Origin of the sequence: Morganella sp. HSTU-ASny43, assembly GCF_022819185.1 — a bacterium.
Lineage (GTDB): Bacteria > Pseudomonadota > Gammaproteobacteria > Enterobacterales > Enterobacteriaceae > Morganella > Morganella morganii.
Window position 1 is genome coordinate 46,725 of record NZ_WSPG01000004.1, and the last position, 16,821, is coordinate 63,545.

Sequence of the window (16,821 nt, forward strand, 5' to 3'; positions counted from 1 at the left end):
CGTAAGGAGCCCGTGTCCGTAATGAAGCAGAGTCTGCAGCTTAAACTCAGCCAGCAACTGGCGATGACGCCACAACTTCAGCAGGCTATCCGTTTGTTGCAGCTTTCCACGCTTGAACTCCAGCAGGAGATCCGCGAGGCGCTGGAATCTAACCCGTTGCTGGAACTTGATGATAACCATCAGGAAATTGACACGCCGGCTGAATCTGAACCACAGAAAGAGCTGGACAGCGCCGAGGCTCTCGAACAGACCGCCATGCCGGATGATCTGCCGCTGGATGCACAGTGGGAAGAAATCTACACCGCCGGTACACCGTCCGGCACCGGCAATGATTACGGCGACGATGAACTGCCGCTCTATCAGGGTGAAACCACCGAAACCTTACAGGATTATCTGATCTGGCAGGCCCGCCTGACCCCCTTTACCGAAACCGATGCCGCGATTGCCTTCTCAATCATTGATGCGATTGATGAAACCGGCTATCTGACCGTTTCTGTCGATGATATCCGCCTGAGTATCGGTGACGATGAAGTCACCACCGAAGATGTGGAAGCCGTACTCAAGCGCATCCAGCGTTTTGATCCGGTGGGTGTGGGCGCCCGCGACCTGCGGGAGTGTCTGATGGTGCAGCTGAAAATTCTGCCGCCGGAAACCCCGAGCCTGAAAGAAGCCCTTGCTATCGTTGATCAGCATCTGGCATTGTTGGGGAACCGGGATTTCCGGACCCTGGGCCGGGTGACCAAACTGAAAGAAGAGGCGCTGAAATCCGCTATTGATCTGATCCAGTCGCTGGAACCGCGTCCGGGCCTGGTAGTCAACACCGGAGAATCAGAGTATGTTATTCCTGACGTCCTCGTGAAAAAACACGGCGAACGCTGGGTAGTGGAACTCAATTCCGACAGCATTCCCCGTCTGCGGGTCAATAATCACTATGCCGCAATGGGTTCGCGGGCCCGCAGTGAGAGCGACAGTCAGTTTATCCGCAACAATTTGCAGGAAGCAAAGTGGCTCATTAAAAGTCTGGAAAGCCGGAACGATACTCTGCTCAGAGTCGCGACCTGTATTGTGGAAGAGCAGCAGGCGTTCTTTGAACAGGGCGAAGAATATATGAAGCCCATGGTGCTGGCTGATATCGCACTGCGGGTTGAGATGCATGAATCAACCATTTCCCGGGTGACAACACAGAAATTTCTGCACAGTCCGCGGGGGATCTTTGAACTGAAGTACTTTTTCTCCAGCCACGTCAGTACTGACAGCGGGGGCGAGGCGTCCTCCACAGCCATCCGTGCACTGGTGAAAAAACTGGTTGCAGCCGAGAATCCGGCGAAACCGCTCAGCGACAGCAAACTGACCGATATGCTTGCCGAACAGGGCATTCAGGTCGCCAGACGTACTGTCGCGAAATATCGTGAGTCGTTATCCATCCCGCCCTCAAATCAGCGTAAACAGCTGATTTGATACACATTGAGAAGGAAGACACTATGGAATTACAAATTACCGGCCACAACGTTGAAATTACAGACGCATTACGTGAGACTGTGACAGCCAAGTGTAAGAAACTGGAGCAGTTTTTCGATAAAATTAACAGCGTTCAGGTGATCCTGCGGATTGAAAAGGTGAGTAAAATTGCGGAGGCAACGGCTCAGGTAAACGGTGCGGATCTTCACGCCTCAGCGGAAAAAGAGGATATGTACGCGGCAATTGATGAGATGGCAGAAAAACTCGGCCGTCAGTTGTCCAAACACAAAGAAAAACTGAGAAACCGGTAAATTTTCTGCACCCGGGTGCATGACTGAATTAACAGTCTGAATTTTCTCAGGAAAAAGCAGTGCTCTGATCCCGGTTACCATGGTGGTTGCCGGGATTCTGATCCTAAGTGAACAATGAAATGAATAACGAAGCAAATTTGTCCCTGAGCGATGTACTGAGTATCAGCTGTACACGCAATAATATTCACTGTACCAGTAAGAAGCGCGCGCTGGAGATTATCAGTGAACTGGCTGCCACCGCGCTGGCGCTGCCGGAAAACACGCTGTTTGAGGCACTCCTTACACGGGAAAAAGTCGGGACAACCGGTATCGGTGGCGGGATTGCCATCCCCCACGGAAAACTGGACAAAAGCGAGGCGCAAACCGCCTGCGGCGTATTTTTACACCTGGAGCAACCTATCGCGTTTGATGCGATTGATAATCAGAATGTGGACATTCTGTTTGCGTTATTTGTTCCGTCTGATCAGTGTCAGACGCATTTACACACACTGTCGTTAGTGGCCAAAAAACTGGCTGACAAAGCGCTCTGCCGCCGGTTGCGTCAGGCGCAAAGCGATGAAGAGCTGTACAGTATCATCACTGAGTGATGATAACCGGCTGACGACAACGGATAATGGCGTATTGCCATTGAAAGAGAAACGATAGGGAGTCCCCTCATGGTGCTGATGATTGTCAGCGGCCGCTCTGGTTCGGGTAAATCTGTTGCCCTGCGGGCGCTGGAAGATATGGGTTTCTACTGCGTTGATAACCTGCCGGTCACTCTTCTGCCGGAGCTTGCCGCTACCCTGGCAACACGCGATACCTCTGCCGCAGTGAGTATTGACGTCCGCAATATGCCGGAGTCTCCGGAGGTGTTTGAGGAAGCCCTGACCAGATTACCGGACAGTTTCTCACCCCAGCTGCTGTTCCTGGATGCGGATCGCAACACCCTGATCCGCCGTTACAGTGATACCCGCCGTCTGCATCCTCTTTCCAGTAAAAATCTCTCGCTGGAAAGCGCCATTGATGAGGAAAGCGATCTGCTGGAGCCGCTGCGCTCCCGTGCGGATCTGATTATCGATACCTCTGAAATGTCAGTGCATGAACTGGCAGAAATGCTGAGAACCCGTCTGCTCGGCAAGCGCGAACGCGAGCTGACCATGGTGTTCGAATCGTTCGGGTTTAAACACGGCATTCCGATTGACGCGGATTATGTGTTTGATGTCCGCTTCCTGCCGAACCCGCACTGGGATCCGAAACTGCGTCCGATGACCGGTCTGGATAAACCGGTGGCGGCGTTCCTCGACCGCCATACGGAAGTACATAACTTTATTTACCAGACCCGCAGTTATCTGGAACTGTGGCTGCCGATGCTGGAAACCAACAACCGCAGCTACCTGACCGTTGCTATCGGCTGTACCGGCGGCAAACACCGTTCTGTCTATGTGGCGGAGCAGCTGGCGGATTACTTCCGCTCACGCGGAAAAAACGTGCAGTCGCGCCACCGGACACTGGAAAAACGGAAATAATCCATGACTATCCGCTGTCAGGTTGAAATCAAAAACCGGCTGGGATTGCATGCCCGGCCGGCCATGAAACTGTTTGAACTGATCCAGACCTTCCGGTCAGCGGTGGTATTCCGTAATAAGCAAAATGAGGAAGCCCGGGCAGACAGTGTGCTCGCCATGCTGATGCTGGATTCCGAACAGGGCAGTTTTATTGAAGTGGAAGCAACAGGACCTGATGAAAATTCTGCCATTGAGGCAATTATTTCCCTTTTTGATTCAGGTTTTGATGAAGATTAGTTATACTAACCGAAATATTTTACTTAAAGAAAACTGATACGCTGTTTCGTTCACGCAGCCCGGCGGTTCGTGATCCTGATCTCTTTCCTTTCGGAGGAGAACAGCCTACTATCAGATTAATTATCAAATGAGCACCCCCCTCCTTCTGGTGTGGGGGTGTTCTTTTGTATTGGAAATGATTTGGAGTGTGGTATGAAAAAGCCCAATATAATTATTAATGAACTGGACGCGGAGCGTCTGGATATGCTGCTGGAACAGCCGGCTTATGCTGACAGTCCGGTTGCCGAAGCCCTGAATGAAGAGTTGGATCGCGCGGAAATCCTGCCGCCGGCAGAAATGCCTGCCACGGTCGTGACGATGAACAGCCGCATCCGCTTTGAAGATTTATCGAGCGGGAAAGAGAGTATCCGTACCCTGGTGTACCCGGCTTCACTGAAAGACAGTGCTGAACAGCTGTCTGTGATGGCACCACTGGGAGCTGCGTTACTCGGGCTTTCTGTCGGTGATGAGATCTCATGGGAACTGCCGAACGGTGAAGCAACGCGCGTAAAAGTATCAGAAATTATCTATCAGCCTGAAGCTGCCGGTGAGTTACACCGTTAATCCGCTTTAAGCCGGTTCTGCGTCCGTTTCAGGCAATCTGCGGGCGCAGCTTCCTCAGGGGTTCCTTTCTTCACACCTTTATTGCATGATGTTTCTCTCTTTATTTCCTGAAGGAAACTGATCATGGCTGCCTATTCTTTGACATCTTTGTTTGGTATGAGCGGAGCTCCGGGCGGATTTCCGGTCATTCTGGGTTTTGAACAGCAGCTGTTATTACTGTGGCGGGGCTTTATGCTGCTGGCAGTCTGAATATCATCCGTACAGCACAATTCAATAACGCAAGTTAATCATGCCGCAGCGGCTTCTTCCGCTGCGGCATTTTTATTTCCGCCCCGCCCTTCACGGATGATTATCACAAAAAATTATTGCGCATAGTAATCATTATCAATATCATTCCGTTTTTATTTTGGCTGTTTATTCTTCTGATATTGAGACTCACACATGAAATCTGCTGCGCATTTACGCAGACCGCATTGCTGTTCCCGGTTTGTGCTGACATTCCCCTTTATCTTTATTTCTGTTTTTCATGCGGTTGCCGCCGATGATACTCTGGTTGTCACTGCCGCCCCGCAAGACCGCGAAGGGAGTTACAGCGGGGATAATGTCTATTCCACTCTGAAAACACTGACCCCGCGTAATGAAACGCCGCAATCCATCAGTATTGTCACGCCGCAGTTGATCCGTGACTTTAATGTCACTTCAGTGGATGACGCAGTAAAGTTTGTCAGCGGTGTAACTCAGGGCAACACGCTGGGCGGCATTGAGGACGGGTTTGTCAAACGCGGCTTCGGCTCCAATACGGACGGATCTGTGTTTATCGACGGGGTACGCAGCAACCAGGGGCTGGCGATGGATGCCACTACTGAACGTGTTGATGTTCTGAAAGGCTCTTCTTCCCTGCTTTACGGTATTCTGAATCCGGGCGGCGTGATAAACCTGATCTCCAAAAAACCACAGTATCAGTGGCAGGGACGCATCAGCGGACGGACAAACAGCAACGGCGGCGGTACCGGTACGATTGATGTGACCGGCCCTCTCGGCAATGGCGTGGCAGTCCGGCTGATAGCAGAACGCCGCCATGAAGATTACTGGCGCAATTTCGGGGAAGATCAGCACACGTTGCTGGCACCTTCCCTGAGCTGGCTCGGTGACAGCGCCTCGTTCAATGTGGCTTATACCGAAAATAAATTCGATGTGCCTTACGATCGCGGAACCGCTTTTATCGGCGGCAGCCCGATCCGTATTCCTTATAATGAACGGATAGATGACAACGCTAATCACGCATACGGGAAAAATAAACGTCTGACCGCAGAATACCGGCAGGAATTTGACGGCATCTGGGAAACCGGAATTAAGTATGCGTGGATGCAGCGCCGCTACGACAGTAATGAGGTCCGCGCGACGGCTATCAACCCGGAGACCGGAATTGTTACCCGCCGTGCTGATGCCAACCGTGGCTTTAATCATCAGACCACCTATATCGGCTGGGATATCAGCGGTACACCGGAACTCGCCGGTATGCGGCATGACATCACGCTCGGGGCTGATTACGAAAAGAACGAAACCTACAAAGCCTGGTCCTTCCGCGGCAAGCCGTCAAAACAATTCAATATGTACCATCCGGTATACGGCGAATCACCGGTCACCACAGATAAAACCGCCGATGACGCAAAAAGCAACCTGCGCGCCACGGTGTACAGCAGTTCACTCTATGCCAAAGACAGTATCCATCTGAATGACCAGTGGATTGTCGTGCTCGGAGGCCGTCTGCAGCGCTATACGCAAAATGGCAGCAGCGGATGGATAAACCATCAGACAACACTCAATGACAGCGGTTCTGAATTTGTTCCGCAGGCCGGGGTCGTCTACAAACTCACACCGGAACTGGCACTTTACAGCAGTTACAGCCAATCCTTCACCCCTTCCGCACAGGTGGATGATGACGGCAATGTGGCCTCCACTGAAAAAGGTCAGACATACGAACTGGGTGCAAAATGGCAGACAACACCAACGATGCTGACGACCTTTGCCCTTTACCGTATTGATGAAAAAGACATGTCCATCTTTATGAACGGCCTGAACCGGAATATCCCGAAATCCCGCTCGGAAGGTGCGGAACTGGAAATTAACGGCGAATTTGCGCCGGGATGGCAGATAGCGGCAAACTACAGCCTCAACAGAACGCAGATTAAAGAAGATAATCTGAAACCCCAGAATGTCGGTAACCAGCTGGTCAATGCCCCGCGCAATATGGGCAGCCTGTATCTGACGCATACCCTGACTGTACCGGGCTTACCGGGTGAACTGCGCTTCGGCGGCGGCGGACGCTATGTCGGCAAACGTGCCGGTGATCCGGAAAACAGTTTTTACCTGCCGGCGTATACCGTCACAGATGCTTTCGCCGCGTGGAACGGGACTGTCAGCGGACATGAGACCCAACTGAAACTGAATGTGAACAATCTGCTGAACAGGGAATACTATGCGTCCAGCGCGGGAAACCTGCGTGTCATCGCCGGAGAGCCGCGCACCCTGTTCCTGAATGCCTCAGTGGACTTCTGATATGAAACATCTCTTTTCCGGGCTGCTGCTGATGGCATTTTCGCTGCTGTGCGGGGCAAAAACCGTTACGGACAGTCTCGGGCGGACAGTCACGGTTCCGGATGATCCGCAGCGGATAGTACTCGGTGAAAGCAGGATGCTCTATACCCTGGCACTGATCGAAACCGGTAATCCGGCGGCGCGTGTCGTCGGGTGGCCGGCTGATTTACAGCGACTCGATTCGCAGACATGGGGAAAATATGCGGCTGCATTTCCGGCGATCAGGGATATTACCATTGTCGGGAACGATAATTTTTCACAGCTTAATATTGAGAAAATCATCGCCCTGCAACCGGATCTGATTATTATGCCGGTGTATGCCAAATCCCGTCCTGATGAAACGCAATTTGCACACCAGACCGCAGCCGCCGGTATTCCGGTGATTTACCTGGATTTCAGGGTGGATCCGTTGCGGAACACGGTTCCGTCACTGAAAACGCTGGGCGAAGTTCTGAACCGGCAGGAAAAAACTGCCGCTTTTACTGCGTTTTATCAGCAGCATATGGACGTGATCCGCAACCGTCTGGCTATGCACAATCCGCATCGCCCCAAAGTTTTGCTGCAGTTACATCTCGGGAAAAAAGCAGAATGCTGCACGACTGCAGCTTCCGGAAATCTGGCCGATTTACTGGCCTTTTCCGGCGGGGATAACATTGCAGCAGGGAAGTTCAGTGGTGTTTTCGGACGGCTCAGCCCGGAGAAGGTATTGTCGGATAATCCGGAATATTATCTGGTGACCGGCAGCGGCGGAAGGGATAACCGGGGGCAGTTACAACTGGGGCCGGATCTCCGCCCTGACACCGCCCGACAAAGCCTGCAGGAACAATTACAGAAAGATCCGGTGATTGCCGCACTGCCTGCTGTCCGGGAAGGACGGACCGCCGCACTCTGGCATCATGTTTATCTCAGCCCGTGGCATCTGCTGGCAGCGGAGTTTTTCGCGCGGGAACTGCACCCGGATCTCTTTTCTGATGTTGATCCGCAGAAGACACTGGATGAAATGAACCGGCGGTTCCTGTCTGTACCGGAAACCGGGACTTACTGGCTGTTTTCGCGATAATCGCTGCTGTTTTCTGCATTTTCACTCCCGGAGGCGGATACTCCGGCTCCGGGAGTGACACACTTACTGTCCCGCAATACTCATTTCCGGCAGCCAGACTGAGCCGCACTGAATGTTGCTGCGGGTTTCAATATCGTCGCCGGTGGCGATAATGCTGGCCCACATGTCTTTCAGGTTTCCGGCAATGGTGATTTCACTGACCGGATACTGAATCTCGCCGTTTTCCACCCAGAAACCGGATGCGCCGCGGGAGTAATCACCGGTAATACCGCTGACACCCTGTCCCATCAGTTCGGTAACCACCAGACCGGTGCCCATTTCCCGGAGCATGTCGTCAAATCCCAGCCCCTGACCGGCAATGTGCCAGTTGTGGATCCCGCCTGCATGGCCGGTGCTCTTCAGCCCCAGTTTACGGGCAGCGTAGGTGGTCATCAGCCAGTTGTTCAGCACACCGTTTTCGATAATCAGGCGATCTTCTGTCCGGACCCCTTCGCTGTCAAACGGGGTGGAGGCCAGTCCGCCGATCACATGCGGCAGTTCGCGGATAGTCAGCCAGTCCGGCAGGATCTGTTTACCGAGGCTATCGAGCAGGAAGGTGGATTTGCGGTACACGGAGGTGCCGCTGATCGCGCCGACCAGATGCCCGAACAAACCGGTTGCCACTTCCGGGGCAAAAATCACCGGTGCTTTCTGTGTTGCCAGTTTGCGCGGAGCAAGGCGGGACAGTGTCCGGCGGGCACACTCTTCACCCACCCACTGTGCGGATTTCAGGTCATCCAGTTTACGTGCGATGGTATAGGCGTAATCACGCTCCATATCGCCGTTTTCTTCCGCGATCACACAAGCGGACATGGAGTGACGGCTGCTGCAGTAGCTTTGCAGCATACCCAGCGTGTTACCGAACACACGGATGCCGTAATGGCTGTTAAAGCTGCCGCCTTCTGTGTTGGTGATGCGCGGGTCGGCACTCAGTGCGGCTTTTTCCGCATTGGCGGCATAGTCGATAGCCTGGTCAGCGCTCACTTCGGACGGATAAAACAGTTGTAAATCCGGTGCCTCAAAAGCCAGCAAATCGCGATCTGCCGGGCCCGAACACGGGTCTTCAGATGTATATTTCGCAATGTCGATCGCCGCCTGTACGGTACGGGCAATCGCCTCTTCGCTTAAATCTGTGGAGGATGCGCTGCCTTTGCGCTGGTTATGATACACAGTGATCCCCAGTGCGCCGTCGCTGTTAAACTCGACATTCTCCACCTCACCCATACGGGTGCTCACACTCATCCCGGTGGTTCTGCTGACAGCAACTTCGGCGCTGTCACACCCTTTCTGTGCAATACTCAGTGCCTGCGAAACCGCTTGTTCCAGGCGCGTACGCTGCGCCATAATCTGAGAAGTGATATTCATCAATCAGGTTCCAATTCAATAAATTAAGGGGCCGTCAGCTAATCAGACAGCTGAATAGGTGTTATCCGGCCTTTTCCCCGGTTACAATACGCAATAATCAAATGTTAACACTCACAAACACAGAGATCATCCGGCACCCGCCGCTCTGTGTTTCGCCACAGGAAATACTATTATGGCAAAGCAGCCTGAAGACTGGTTTGAAGAACCCGATGCACTTCCTCAGGAGGAAGAGGATGACGAGATAATCTGGGTCAGCAAAAGCGAAATTAAACGCGATGCTGAAGTCCTGAAAAAACTCGGCGCTGAACTGGTTGCACTGAGCAAAACCCAGCTGGAACGTATTCCGCTGGATGAACAACTGCTCGAAGCCATCCTGCTTGCACAAAAAATCAAGCGCGAAGGTCTGCGCCGTCAGTTACAGCTCATCGGTAAACTGCTGCGGGCCCGTGACCCGGAGCCGATTACCACGGCACTCGACAAACTGAAAAACCGCCATAACCAGCAGGTTGTCCTGCTGCATAAACTCGAAGATCTGCGCGAACGCCTGGTCACCGGTGATGACACTGTGACGGAAGAAGCCGTTGCGCTGTTCCCGCACCTTGATCGCCAGCAGCTGCGTGCGCTTATCCGTAACGCGAAAAAAGAGCGCGAAGGCAATAAACCGCCGAAAGCTTACCGCCAGCTGTTCCAGTATCTGAAAGAACTGGCAGAAAGCGCTTAATCCGCCGTCATGGTCAGGGGGGTCAGCACCAGCTGAATATCCCCCGGCCACTCTTCCTCCGCATCCCGGCAGGTACCGATAATGGCTGAAAACAGCCGCCGCTGCCGTGCGGTAATATGTTCAAACGCCAGTATCACCGGCAGATCTATTCCGCCTGTCAGCATGTCCCATAGTGCATCCGTGTTACACCCGAAGTACGGCAGCTGAAATTTATCACTGAATTGCTGATAAAAATCGTCTGTTGTCCGGATGGTGCGGAAATCAAAACGCACAATGCTGATATCAGGTGTCATGGGTTAATTGGCCTGCTGAAACGAACGGTAATGATCAGTGGTGACATAAATCAGCCCGTCACTGGAATAAAGCAGACGATCACTGCCGCGATGGCCGCAGTTATAGTTTATGTCCGCCTCAAACCACTGGCGTGATGGCGCATCCGGCAGCCCTTTTTCCCGGTTGCCGAAACGGTCACCGCCGATAGCTTTACCCGGCATCACCTCACAGAGATTACCTTTTGACGGCTGCCAGCCCGCATCACGGGCGGCTTTTTTCGTCACATAGTAATCCGGCAGACGCTGGTGCTGCTGCACATAGCTGACCACCCGTGACTGTGCTGTCAGGGCATCAATGCTCTGCGGCTGTTCTGTATGCTGCGGTACCGGCTCTGACGGACGGGTTTCGATAAACTGCCCCGGTAACCCCGCCAGCCAGGCGGAGACCGCCACAATCAGAACAATCACCAGCGTGCCGTATTTCTGCATCATCAGGCCGTTCCGCCGACGGTAATGCTGTCCAGTTTCAGCGTCGGCTGACCGACACCCACCGGCACGCTCTGGCCTTCTTTACCGCAGACACCGACACCTTTATCCAGTTTCAGGTCATTACCGACCATCGATACCTGCTGCATGGCTTCGATACCGGAGCCAATCAGTGTCGCGCCTTTCACCGGTCTGGTAATTTTACCGTCTTCAATGAGATACGCTTCGGATGTCGAGAACACAAACTTACCGGAGGTGATATCCACCTGACCGCCACCGAAATTCGGAGCATACAGGCCATTTTTCACACTGGCGATAATCTCTTCCGGCGACGTTTCGCCGGCCAGCATATAGGTGTTGGTCATGCGCGGCATCGGCAGATGGGCATAGGATTCACGGCGGCCGTTACCGGTCGGGTCAACCCCCATCAGACGGGCGTTGAGTTTATCCTGCATATAACCTTTCAGAATACCGTTCTCGATCAGGATGTTATACTGTCCAGGCACCCCTTCATCATCAATTGCCAGTGACCCGCGGCGATCACCGATAGTACCGTCATCAACAATGGTACAGAGTGATGATGTGACCTGCTGACCGATTTTTCCGCTGAATACCGAAGCACCACGGCGGTTGAAATCTCCTTCCAGGCCATGACCGACCGCTTCATGCAGTAACACGCCCGGCCAGCCCGCGCCCAGCACAACCGGCATTAACCCGGCCGGTGCCGCAACAGCAGAGAGATTCACCAGCGCCATGCGCACCGCTTCGCGGGCAAAATGGTCTGCGCGGATCTCACCGTCTTCCGTACCGAGGAAATATTCATAACCGAAACGACCGCCGCCGCCGCTGCCGCCGTGTTCGCGTTTACCGTCCTCTTCCACCAGCACACTGACAGACAGGCGCACCAGCGGACGGATATCCGTCGCCAGTGTGCCGTCAGTGGCAGCTACCAGCACTTCTTCATAGACACCGGTCAGGCTGGCATTCACTTCCTGCACTCGCGGATCTTCCGCACGGGCCACACGGTCAAGGCGGTGCAGCAGCGCGATTTTTTCCTCACGCGGCATTGCGCGCAGCGGATCGAGTGCAGCATAGAGTGCCGTGTTATTGACACGGTGCAGGCTCTGCACCTTACCGTTACCCTGCTCACGGACAATACTGCGGGCGGCGGATGCACTCTGCTGTAATGCGGTCAGACTTATCTGATCCGCATAGGCAAAGCCGGTTTTCTCGCCGCTGACAGCGCGGATCCCGACACCCTGGTCAATATTGTAAGAGCCGTTTTTGATAATTTTATCTTCCAGCACCCAGGCTTCATGAAAACTGCTCTGGAAGTACAGATCGCCATAATCAATATGGCGATCCGCTAACTGTGTGAGGACAGAAAAGAGATCCTGTTCATCAAGATCATGGGCGGTCAGCAGATGATTGCTGACAGTTGAAAAACTCATAATTTACTCTTTACCTGTGGTGTTTTTCTCAATCAGTGAAGTCAGCTGCGGGCGGAAACGGTTATGTTTCACCACGCGGATCTGCTCACGCATTGAGGTTAAGCTGTCCGGACGGATATCCACGCCGATGGCGGCCACCGCATCCGTATTTTTCTTCATCACTTTGCCCCAGCCGTCAACGGCCATGGTGTGTCCCCATGTGCGGCGGGTACCGTGTACACCGACCTGTGCCGGTGCCAGGATAATGCACTGGTTTTCAATCGCACGGGCGCGCAGCAGCGGCTCCCAGTGAGATTTGCCGGTCAGCCGGGTAAAGGCCGCCGGAACAGAGATAATCTCAGCGCCCTGCTCACGCAGTGCCTGAAACAGGCCCGGGAAACGCAGATCATAACAGATGGTCATACCGAGACGACCCACCGGGGTATCCACCACGGTGATGTGCTCGCCGCGCTGGAAGATTTTTGATTCATTGTATGAACCCTGCTCATCATCGATATTCACGTCAAACATGTGAATTTTATCGTAACGGGCTTTGATTTCCCCTTTATCATCAAACAGCAGGCTGCTGCTGGTGATACGCGCCGGGTCTTCACGGCTGATCATCGGCATTGAGCCGACCAGGATCCACACCCCGTAGCGGCGCGCCATATCAGCCACCGCTGACTGCAGCGGGCCTTCGCCCTGCACTTCCGCATACTTCTGATAGGTGTTGCCTGATGCAAAAATCAGCGCATTTTCCGGTGTCATCACCAGCTTGATATTATCAGGCAGTTGTTTGATCTGTTGTTCGATTTGCGCCAAATTGTGTTTAATATTTGTGCCGCTGCACAGCTGCAATAAAGCCACATTTGCGTTTTTCATTCCCGGGTCTCCTTTAACTGACGCAAAACTTCATCTATCTTCGGCTCTTCTAAACTGCCGCTCAGGTGATACCGTATCACCGAAATTTTACTCCAGAGCGGGCCGAGCACCTTACTGGCCACAAAGACTGCCGCTCCGGCTATCGGGTTAACCACAAAGGCTGTCGCCACCCCGACCGTCGCAGAGAGTTCCGGTGTGACAACCACCGACATATCAATACGACGCTCCACAAGATAAACTGAACCGCTAAAGCTGATATCCGCCATTAATCCGTCCACGCGGGTATCGGTTGTCTTTAAAATACCATCTTTTATCACGCCTTTACCGCGTATGCTGTCAAAAACGAAGTCATTACTGAAAGTATCCGTGAAATCGAGCTGTAATTTGCGCAGTAATGCATCAAAACTGACGAGCCGCAGCAGTTTACCGGCATTACCGCCGCCCATCCGTTCAATCGCCCCTTTGCCGAGCGACGTGCTGATAATACCGTTCAGGGTTGCCACATCCGGCGACCAGGGAACATCCCGCCAGCTCAGGTCAAAATCCACATTGAACGGTGAGCCGGTGATAGGCACCAGTACCCCGAAATAGGCGGCCATATTATCAAAGACCGGCCCCTTAAACTGACCTTTAAAGTGCGACAATGGCTCCGGACCGGCATCCCAGCGGCCGCTGAGTGTCAGTTCACTGGCACTGTTTTTGACGGTTGCCGCATCCAGCACCAGAGAGTTATTTTCCGGCCAGACTTTCGCATTCACCGTACCGATATTCAGGCCGCTCACCCAGCAGGCTTCACAGCGCAGTGTGACCGCAGGCCAGCTGCCGACGCGGTAATCCGTTTTGGTGGTTTGATTACGCTGCGATTCCGGCAGCGCATTCTGAATCGACTCCGGATTATAGTAGAGATAATCAATACTTGCCTGCCACGGTCCGGAAGCCGGAATGCGGATATCCCCGCGCAGCTCCTGACTGTCCGAACTGAGCAGCCAGCCGTTTTCCTGCGGATGAATACGCAGTTTCACCTGATTCCAGCGCTGTCCGGCAAAATCCGCATACGGGGCGGAAATATCAATATTTCCCGGCAGTTTCAGTGAGGCAGGCTGCTGGTGATTCTGACCGGCAACGGCCAGCGCACCGACCCACTCCTCACCGCTGATCGGCGGCAGGGCAATACTGATAACATCCGGCGTGACTTTCTCCGGCACTTTTGTGCCCGGAACGATTGCCGCACCATTAAGCGTGAGAATATCGCCGAGCCGCCAGTCCGTCAGGACGCTGAACGATTTGCCGACGGTTCCCCCGGCTTTCAGGGTGTGTTCTGTCCCGGTGGCATGCACATTCAGTGTGCCGCTCTCCGCCGCCCAGCGCCGGACAGCCGGTAAGGTGCTGCTGGTCAGTTTGCCGGTCTGACCTTCCAGATCCACGGTGTAGCTCATTTCCCCTTTCTGCGGCAGGGCAATGTTCACCACCCCTGTCCACGGGAACGAACCGGTTACGTGCTGTTTTATGGCCGCCGGTATGCCGTCGATGCCCTTCATCTGCCAGTTACCGTCCAGATCGATATTGACGGCAAAATCAGACGGGTTTTCTTTAGTGGTAAAGCGGATATTCAGCGGCTGACCGAACCAGTGCGCCGTGATGCGGTCACTTTCCAGGTCGCCGTTATCAAAGCGGAATTGTCCGCTGACACCTTTGAGTGTGCTGCCGAGCGGCACCACATCAATATCATTATTTTTCAGATTAACATGCCCGGTCGCCCGCACCATCTCATTGAAGTTAAGCGGGATTTCCAGTTTAAGATCACCCTTAACCTCACCACCGATTTTCAGCTGCTCCAGGGTATTGCCGATAGAGCTTTTCATCGGTGTCTGATCAAAATATTTACCCAGTGATTCGCCTTTGCCTTCAATATCAGACTGAATATAGAGGCGCTCAACCATGAAATCCGGAATATCCGCTTTCAGATTGCGGGCGGTGGCCTCGCCCAGTTTTGCTTCCTGTGCACTGATCCACAGACCCTGGTTATGGAAGTTCAGATCCGCATCCATGTTTATCAGGGCAGGCCATTCCTGATCATATTTAAAGGTGGCGTCACGCAGCGGTACCCAAATCTGGAACTGCCCTTCGTTTTTGCGGAACGGGAAGTCTGCCGGGTTACCCTGAAATATCACCGTGGCATTTTCCGCTTTCCCGGCAATCAGTGCCTGTGTCAGGTATTCGCTCAGGAATTCCCCCATCAGCGGTACCGGGAAATAGCGCCAGGCTTCCCCGGCATCCGTCAGGGTCACGCCGCCGAGGATCCCGAGAGACGGCGGCCGGTCCTTATCATGCTGATAGCGGAAGTTGCCATTCGCCCGCAGCGCGCCGGATTGCAGATCTAAATTATCACTCCAGAGGCTGAAGTTGCCGTCCGTATTATTCCACTGCACCTGTCCGCGGCTTTCTGATACCGCCAACGGTGCGGTAAACATCGGGCGGTAGTCCAGCACACTGTCATCGAGGGCAAAACGCAGAATGCCGCGTGCCTGTCCGCCGCGTAATACGCCGCTGAAATGAGATACCGACGGTAATTCCTCCCGTGCTTTCCAGCTGACATCCTGCCAGGAAACATCCAGTTCGAGGTTTTCCGGGGCGGCCGGGGTGATATCAAGGGCAAAATCGCGGATAAGACCTGACGGCTCGCGCTCCTGCCAGGCTTTAACAATATCATTGGTGAGGAAAGAGAACGTCGGCACAATGCTGCTCAGACGCGCCAGCTCAATATCATTGGCGCGGATACGCAGATGCGGATTGCCGCCGTATTTGGCCGACGGCGGGATATAAAGCAGTGACAGACTGCCCTCCGGCCACTGCTGCCCGTCAGTTTTCAGATTCAGCAGATCCGGGATATTAAACAGCCAGCCTTCCCCCTGGCGGCGCATCTGCACCAGAAGATCCTGAACTTCCAGGGTGTGCGTGTCCTTGCCGACCAGCCAGTCCGCCTCGCCGGAGTTCAGTCTGACCAGGCCCCGGGTTATCGTCCCTTTCTCCACCGTCATCCAGCCGGCCAGGCTGAAACCGGCCTTGTTCAGCCCGGTGTTATCACGCAGCCAGCGGCTGAACCACGGCGTCATATCAATATCATCCGCCTGGAGGTAGACCGTTCCCTCATCCAGCAGACCGTTCACATCCCGCAGATCCAGACGCACCTGCAGCCAGCCGCGCGGGTTATTCACCGAGGAGAGACTGATCTCCCCCTGAGCGCGGTGGCGTTTGCTCTGATTGAGCCATGACAGACGGGAAACCAGCAAAGTGGCAGGATCGCCGGACGGTGTGAGAAAACGGATTTCACTGTCGCGCAGATCAAAATTATCAAAGCGCTCCAGCCAGAGACCGGACATCGCATCATCGGTTTCAATACTGCTGCCGTCACTGCTCAGCGGCTGTTTGTAATCCAGCTTCATGTGCCAGAATGTCAGATCACGGAAACTGACCTGAAAACGGAATAACGTCCGCCAGATATCCAGGGATAGGTCGATTTTTTCGGCTGAAATGTCCGCGTCCGGAGCGGTAACAGTCAGGTCACGGAGTGTCAGCGCCGGGCCGAATCCCTGCCAGCGGCCGCTGATTTCACCGATTCTGACCGTGGCACCGGTCATTTGTGAGAGTTTTTGTTCGATCTGCGGGCGGTATTCATTAATCTGAGGCAACAGATAGCGCAGACCGCCGAGCACCAGTGCTGCAGCAATCACCATCACAATCACACATGTCAGTAAAATCCCGGGCAGTCGCCTCACTGGCTCTCCTTCTCCTGCAGCTGTCAAGGCCGGCGG

16 protein-coding genes are annotated in these 16,821 nt (G+C 53.8%); 10 read left to right on the forward strand and 6 right to left on the reverse strand.

What is annotated here, in order from left to right; translation table 11 throughout:
• Positions 1-21 precede the first annotated feature (21 nt).
• The 9 genes from rpoN to GN208_RS03275 all read left to right on the forward strand — a co-directional run bounded on the left by rpoN (position 22) and on the right by GN208_RS03275 (position 7,814).
• The gene (gene rpoN, locus GN208_RS03240) at positions 22-1,458 is read left to right on the forward strand and encodes an RNA polymerase factor sigma-54 (protein ID WP_004236312.1); all 1,437 of its coding nucleotides are present in this window, start codon (positions 22-24) and stop codon (positions 1,456-1,458) included.
• Between the two features lie 23 nt (positions 1,459-1,481).
• Positions 1,482-1,769 carry a ribosome hibernation promoting factor gene (gene hpf, locus GN208_RS03245; RefSeq protein ID WP_004236311.1) on the forward strand — a complete coding sequence of 96 codons (288 nt, stop codon included), beginning with the start codon at positions 1,482-1,484 and terminating at the stop codon, positions 1,767-1,769.
• 119 nt (positions 1,770-1,888) lie between these two features.
• Positions 1,889-2,356, forward strand: coding sequence for a PTS IIA-like nitrogen regulatory protein PtsN (gene ptsN, locus GN208_RS03250; protein ID WP_004236310.1), 468 nt, complete (start codon positions 1,889-1,891; stop codon positions 2,354-2,356).
• 69 nt (positions 2,357-2,425) lie between these two features.
• Positions 2,426-3,277, forward strand: coding sequence for an RNase adapter RapZ (gene rapZ / locus GN208_RS03255; RefSeq protein WP_004236309.1), 852 nt, complete (start codon positions 2,426-2,428; stop codon positions 3,275-3,277).
• Between the two features lie 3 nt (positions 3,278-3,280).
• The gene (gene npr, locus GN208_RS03260; RefSeq protein ID WP_004236308.1) at positions 3,281-3,553 is read left to right on the forward strand and encodes a PTS phosphocarrier protein NPr; all 273 of its coding nucleotides are present in this window, start codon (positions 3,281-3,283) and stop codon (positions 3,551-3,553) included.
• A 192-nt stretch (positions 3,554-3,745) separates the two neighbouring features.
• Complete coding sequence (rnk, locus tag GN208_RS03265) at positions 3,746-4,156, forward strand: nucleoside diphosphate kinase regulator (RefSeq protein WP_004236307.1); 411 nt, start codon at positions 3,746-3,748, stop codon at positions 4,154-4,156.
• A gap of 123 nt (positions 4,157-4,279) precedes the next feature.
• Entirely contained in the window at positions 4,280-4,405 is a 126-nt protein-coding gene (locus tag GN208_RS18050; RefSeq protein ID WP_004240521.1) for a hypothetical protein, read from the forward strand.
• A gap of 192 nt (positions 4,406-4,597) precedes the next feature.
• Positions 4,598-6,715 carry a TonB-dependent siderophore receptor gene (locus GN208_RS03270; protein ID WP_004236304.1) on the forward strand — a complete coding sequence of 706 codons (2,118 nt, stop codon included), beginning with the start codon at positions 4,598-4,600 and terminating at the stop codon, positions 6,713-6,715.
• 1 nt (position 6,716) lies between these two features.
• On the forward strand, positions 6,717-7,814 hold the full coding sequence (locus GN208_RS03275; protein WP_015422978.1) for an ABC transporter substrate-binding protein: 1,098 nt from the start codon (positions 6,717-6,719) through the stop codon (positions 7,812-7,814).
• A gap of 63 nt (positions 7,815-7,877) precedes the next feature.
• Here the strand turns inward: GN208_RS03275 and pmbA are convergent, their stop codons facing one another.
• Entirely contained in the window at positions 7,878-9,218 is a 1,341-nt protein-coding gene (gene pmbA, locus GN208_RS03280) for a metalloprotease PmbA (protein WP_004240526.1), read from the reverse strand.
• Between the two features lie 172 nt (positions 9,219-9,390).
• Here pmbA and yjgA point away from each other — a divergent pair, with 172 nt between their 5' ends.
• The gene (yjgA, locus tag GN208_RS03285) at positions 9,391-9,939 is read left to right on the forward strand and encodes a ribosome biogenesis factor YjgA (protein WP_004236300.1); all 549 of its coding nucleotides are present in this window, start codon (positions 9,391-9,393) and stop codon (positions 9,937-9,939) included.
• Here the strand turns inward: yjgA and GN208_RS03290 are convergent.
• The 5 genes from GN208_RS03290 to yhdP are packed head-to-tail and all read right to left on the reverse strand — an operon-like array spanning position 9,936 to position 16,785.
• Positions 9,936-10,232, reverse strand: coding sequence for a barstar family protein (locus GN208_RS03290; RefSeq protein ID WP_004236299.1), 297 nt, complete (start codon positions 10,230-10,232; stop codon positions 9,936-9,938). The two genes, yjgA and GN208_RS03290, sit on opposite strands and share 4 nt — an antisense overlap.
• Positions 10,233-10,235: 3 nt before the next feature.
• Entirely contained in the window at positions 10,236-10,700 is a 465-nt protein-coding gene (locus GN208_RS03295; protein WP_170950661.1) for a ribonuclease domain-containing protein, read from the reverse strand.
• Between the two features lie 2 nt (positions 10,701-10,702).
• The gene (gene tldD, locus GN208_RS03300) at positions 10,703-12,148 is read right to left on the reverse strand and encodes a metalloprotease TldD (protein WP_004236297.1); all 1,446 of its coding nucleotides are present in this window, start codon (positions 12,146-12,148) and stop codon (positions 10,703-10,705) included.
• Between the two features lie 3 nt (positions 12,149-12,151).
• A complete protein-coding gene (gene nit1 / locus GN208_RS03305; RefSeq protein ID WP_004236296.1) occupies positions 12,152-13,009 on the reverse strand; it encodes a deaminated glutathione amidase in 858 nt (285 codons plus the stop codon).
• Positions 13,006-16,785, reverse strand: a complete 3,780-nt coding sequence (gene yhdP, locus GN208_RS03310) for an AsmA2 domain-containing protein YhdP (RefSeq protein ID WP_004240535.1) — start codon at positions 16,783-16,785, stop codon at positions 13,006-13,008. Before yhdP ends, nit1 begins: the two co-directional genes overlap by 4 nt.
• Positions 16,786-16,821: the final 36 nt, after the last annotated feature.

Excerpts from the sequence above, each read along its gene's own strand:
- rpoN (WP_004236312.1), top strand. The coding sequence starts at position 22 with ATGAAGCAGAGTCTGCAGCTTAAACTCAGCCAGCAACTGGCGATGACG.
- hpf (WP_004236311.1), top strand. The coding sequence starts at position 1,482 with ATGGAATTACAAATTACCGGCCACAACGTTGAAATTACAGACGCATTA.
- ptsN (WP_004236310.1), top strand. The coding sequence starts at position 1,889 with ATGAATAACGAAGCAAATTTGTCCCTGAGCGATGTACTGAGTATCAGC.
- rapZ (WP_004236309.1), top strand. The coding sequence starts at position 2,426 with ATGGTGCTGATGATTGTCAGCGGCCGCTCTGGTTCGGGTAAATCTGTT.
- npr (WP_004236308.1), top strand. The coding sequence starts at position 3,281 with ATGACTATCCGCTGTCAGGTTGAAATCAAAAACCGGCTGGGATTGCAT.
- rnk (WP_004236307.1), top strand. The coding sequence starts at position 3,746 with ATGAAAAAGCCCAATATAATTATTAATGAACTGGACGCGGAGCGTCTG.
- GN208_RS18050 (WP_004240521.1), top strand. The coding sequence starts at position 4,280 with ATGGCTGCCTATTCTTTGACATCTTTGTTTGGTATGAGCGGAGCTCCG.
- GN208_RS03270 (WP_004236304.1), top strand. The coding sequence starts at position 4,598 with ATGAAATCTGCTGCGCATTTACGCAGACCGCATTGCTGTTCCCGGTTT.
- GN208_RS03275 (WP_015422978.1), top strand. The coding sequence starts at position 6,717 with ATGAAACATCTCTTTTCCGGGCTGCTGCTGATGGCATTTTCGCTGCTG.
- pmbA (WP_004240526.1), bottom strand. The coding sequence starts at position 9,218 with ATGAATATCACTTCTCAGATTATGGCGCAGCGTACGCGCCTGGAACAA.
- yjgA (WP_004236300.1), top strand. The coding sequence starts at position 9,391 with ATGGCAAAGCAGCCTGAAGACTGGTTTGAAGAACCCGATGCACTTCCT.
- GN208_RS03290 (WP_004236299.1), bottom strand. The coding sequence starts at position 10,232 with ATGACACCTGATATCAGCATTGTGCGTTTTGATTTCCGCACCATCCGG.
- GN208_RS03295 (WP_170950661.1), bottom strand. The coding sequence starts at position 10,700 with ATGCAGAAATACGGCACGCTGGTGATTGTTCTGATTGTGGCGGTCTCC.
- tldD (WP_004236297.1), bottom strand. The coding sequence starts at position 12,148 with ATGAGTTTTTCAACTGTCAGCAATCATCTGCTGACCGCCCATGATCTT.
- nit1 (WP_004236296.1), bottom strand. The coding sequence starts at position 13,009 with ATGAAAAACGCAAATGTGGCTTTATTGCAGCTGTGCAGCGGCACAAAT.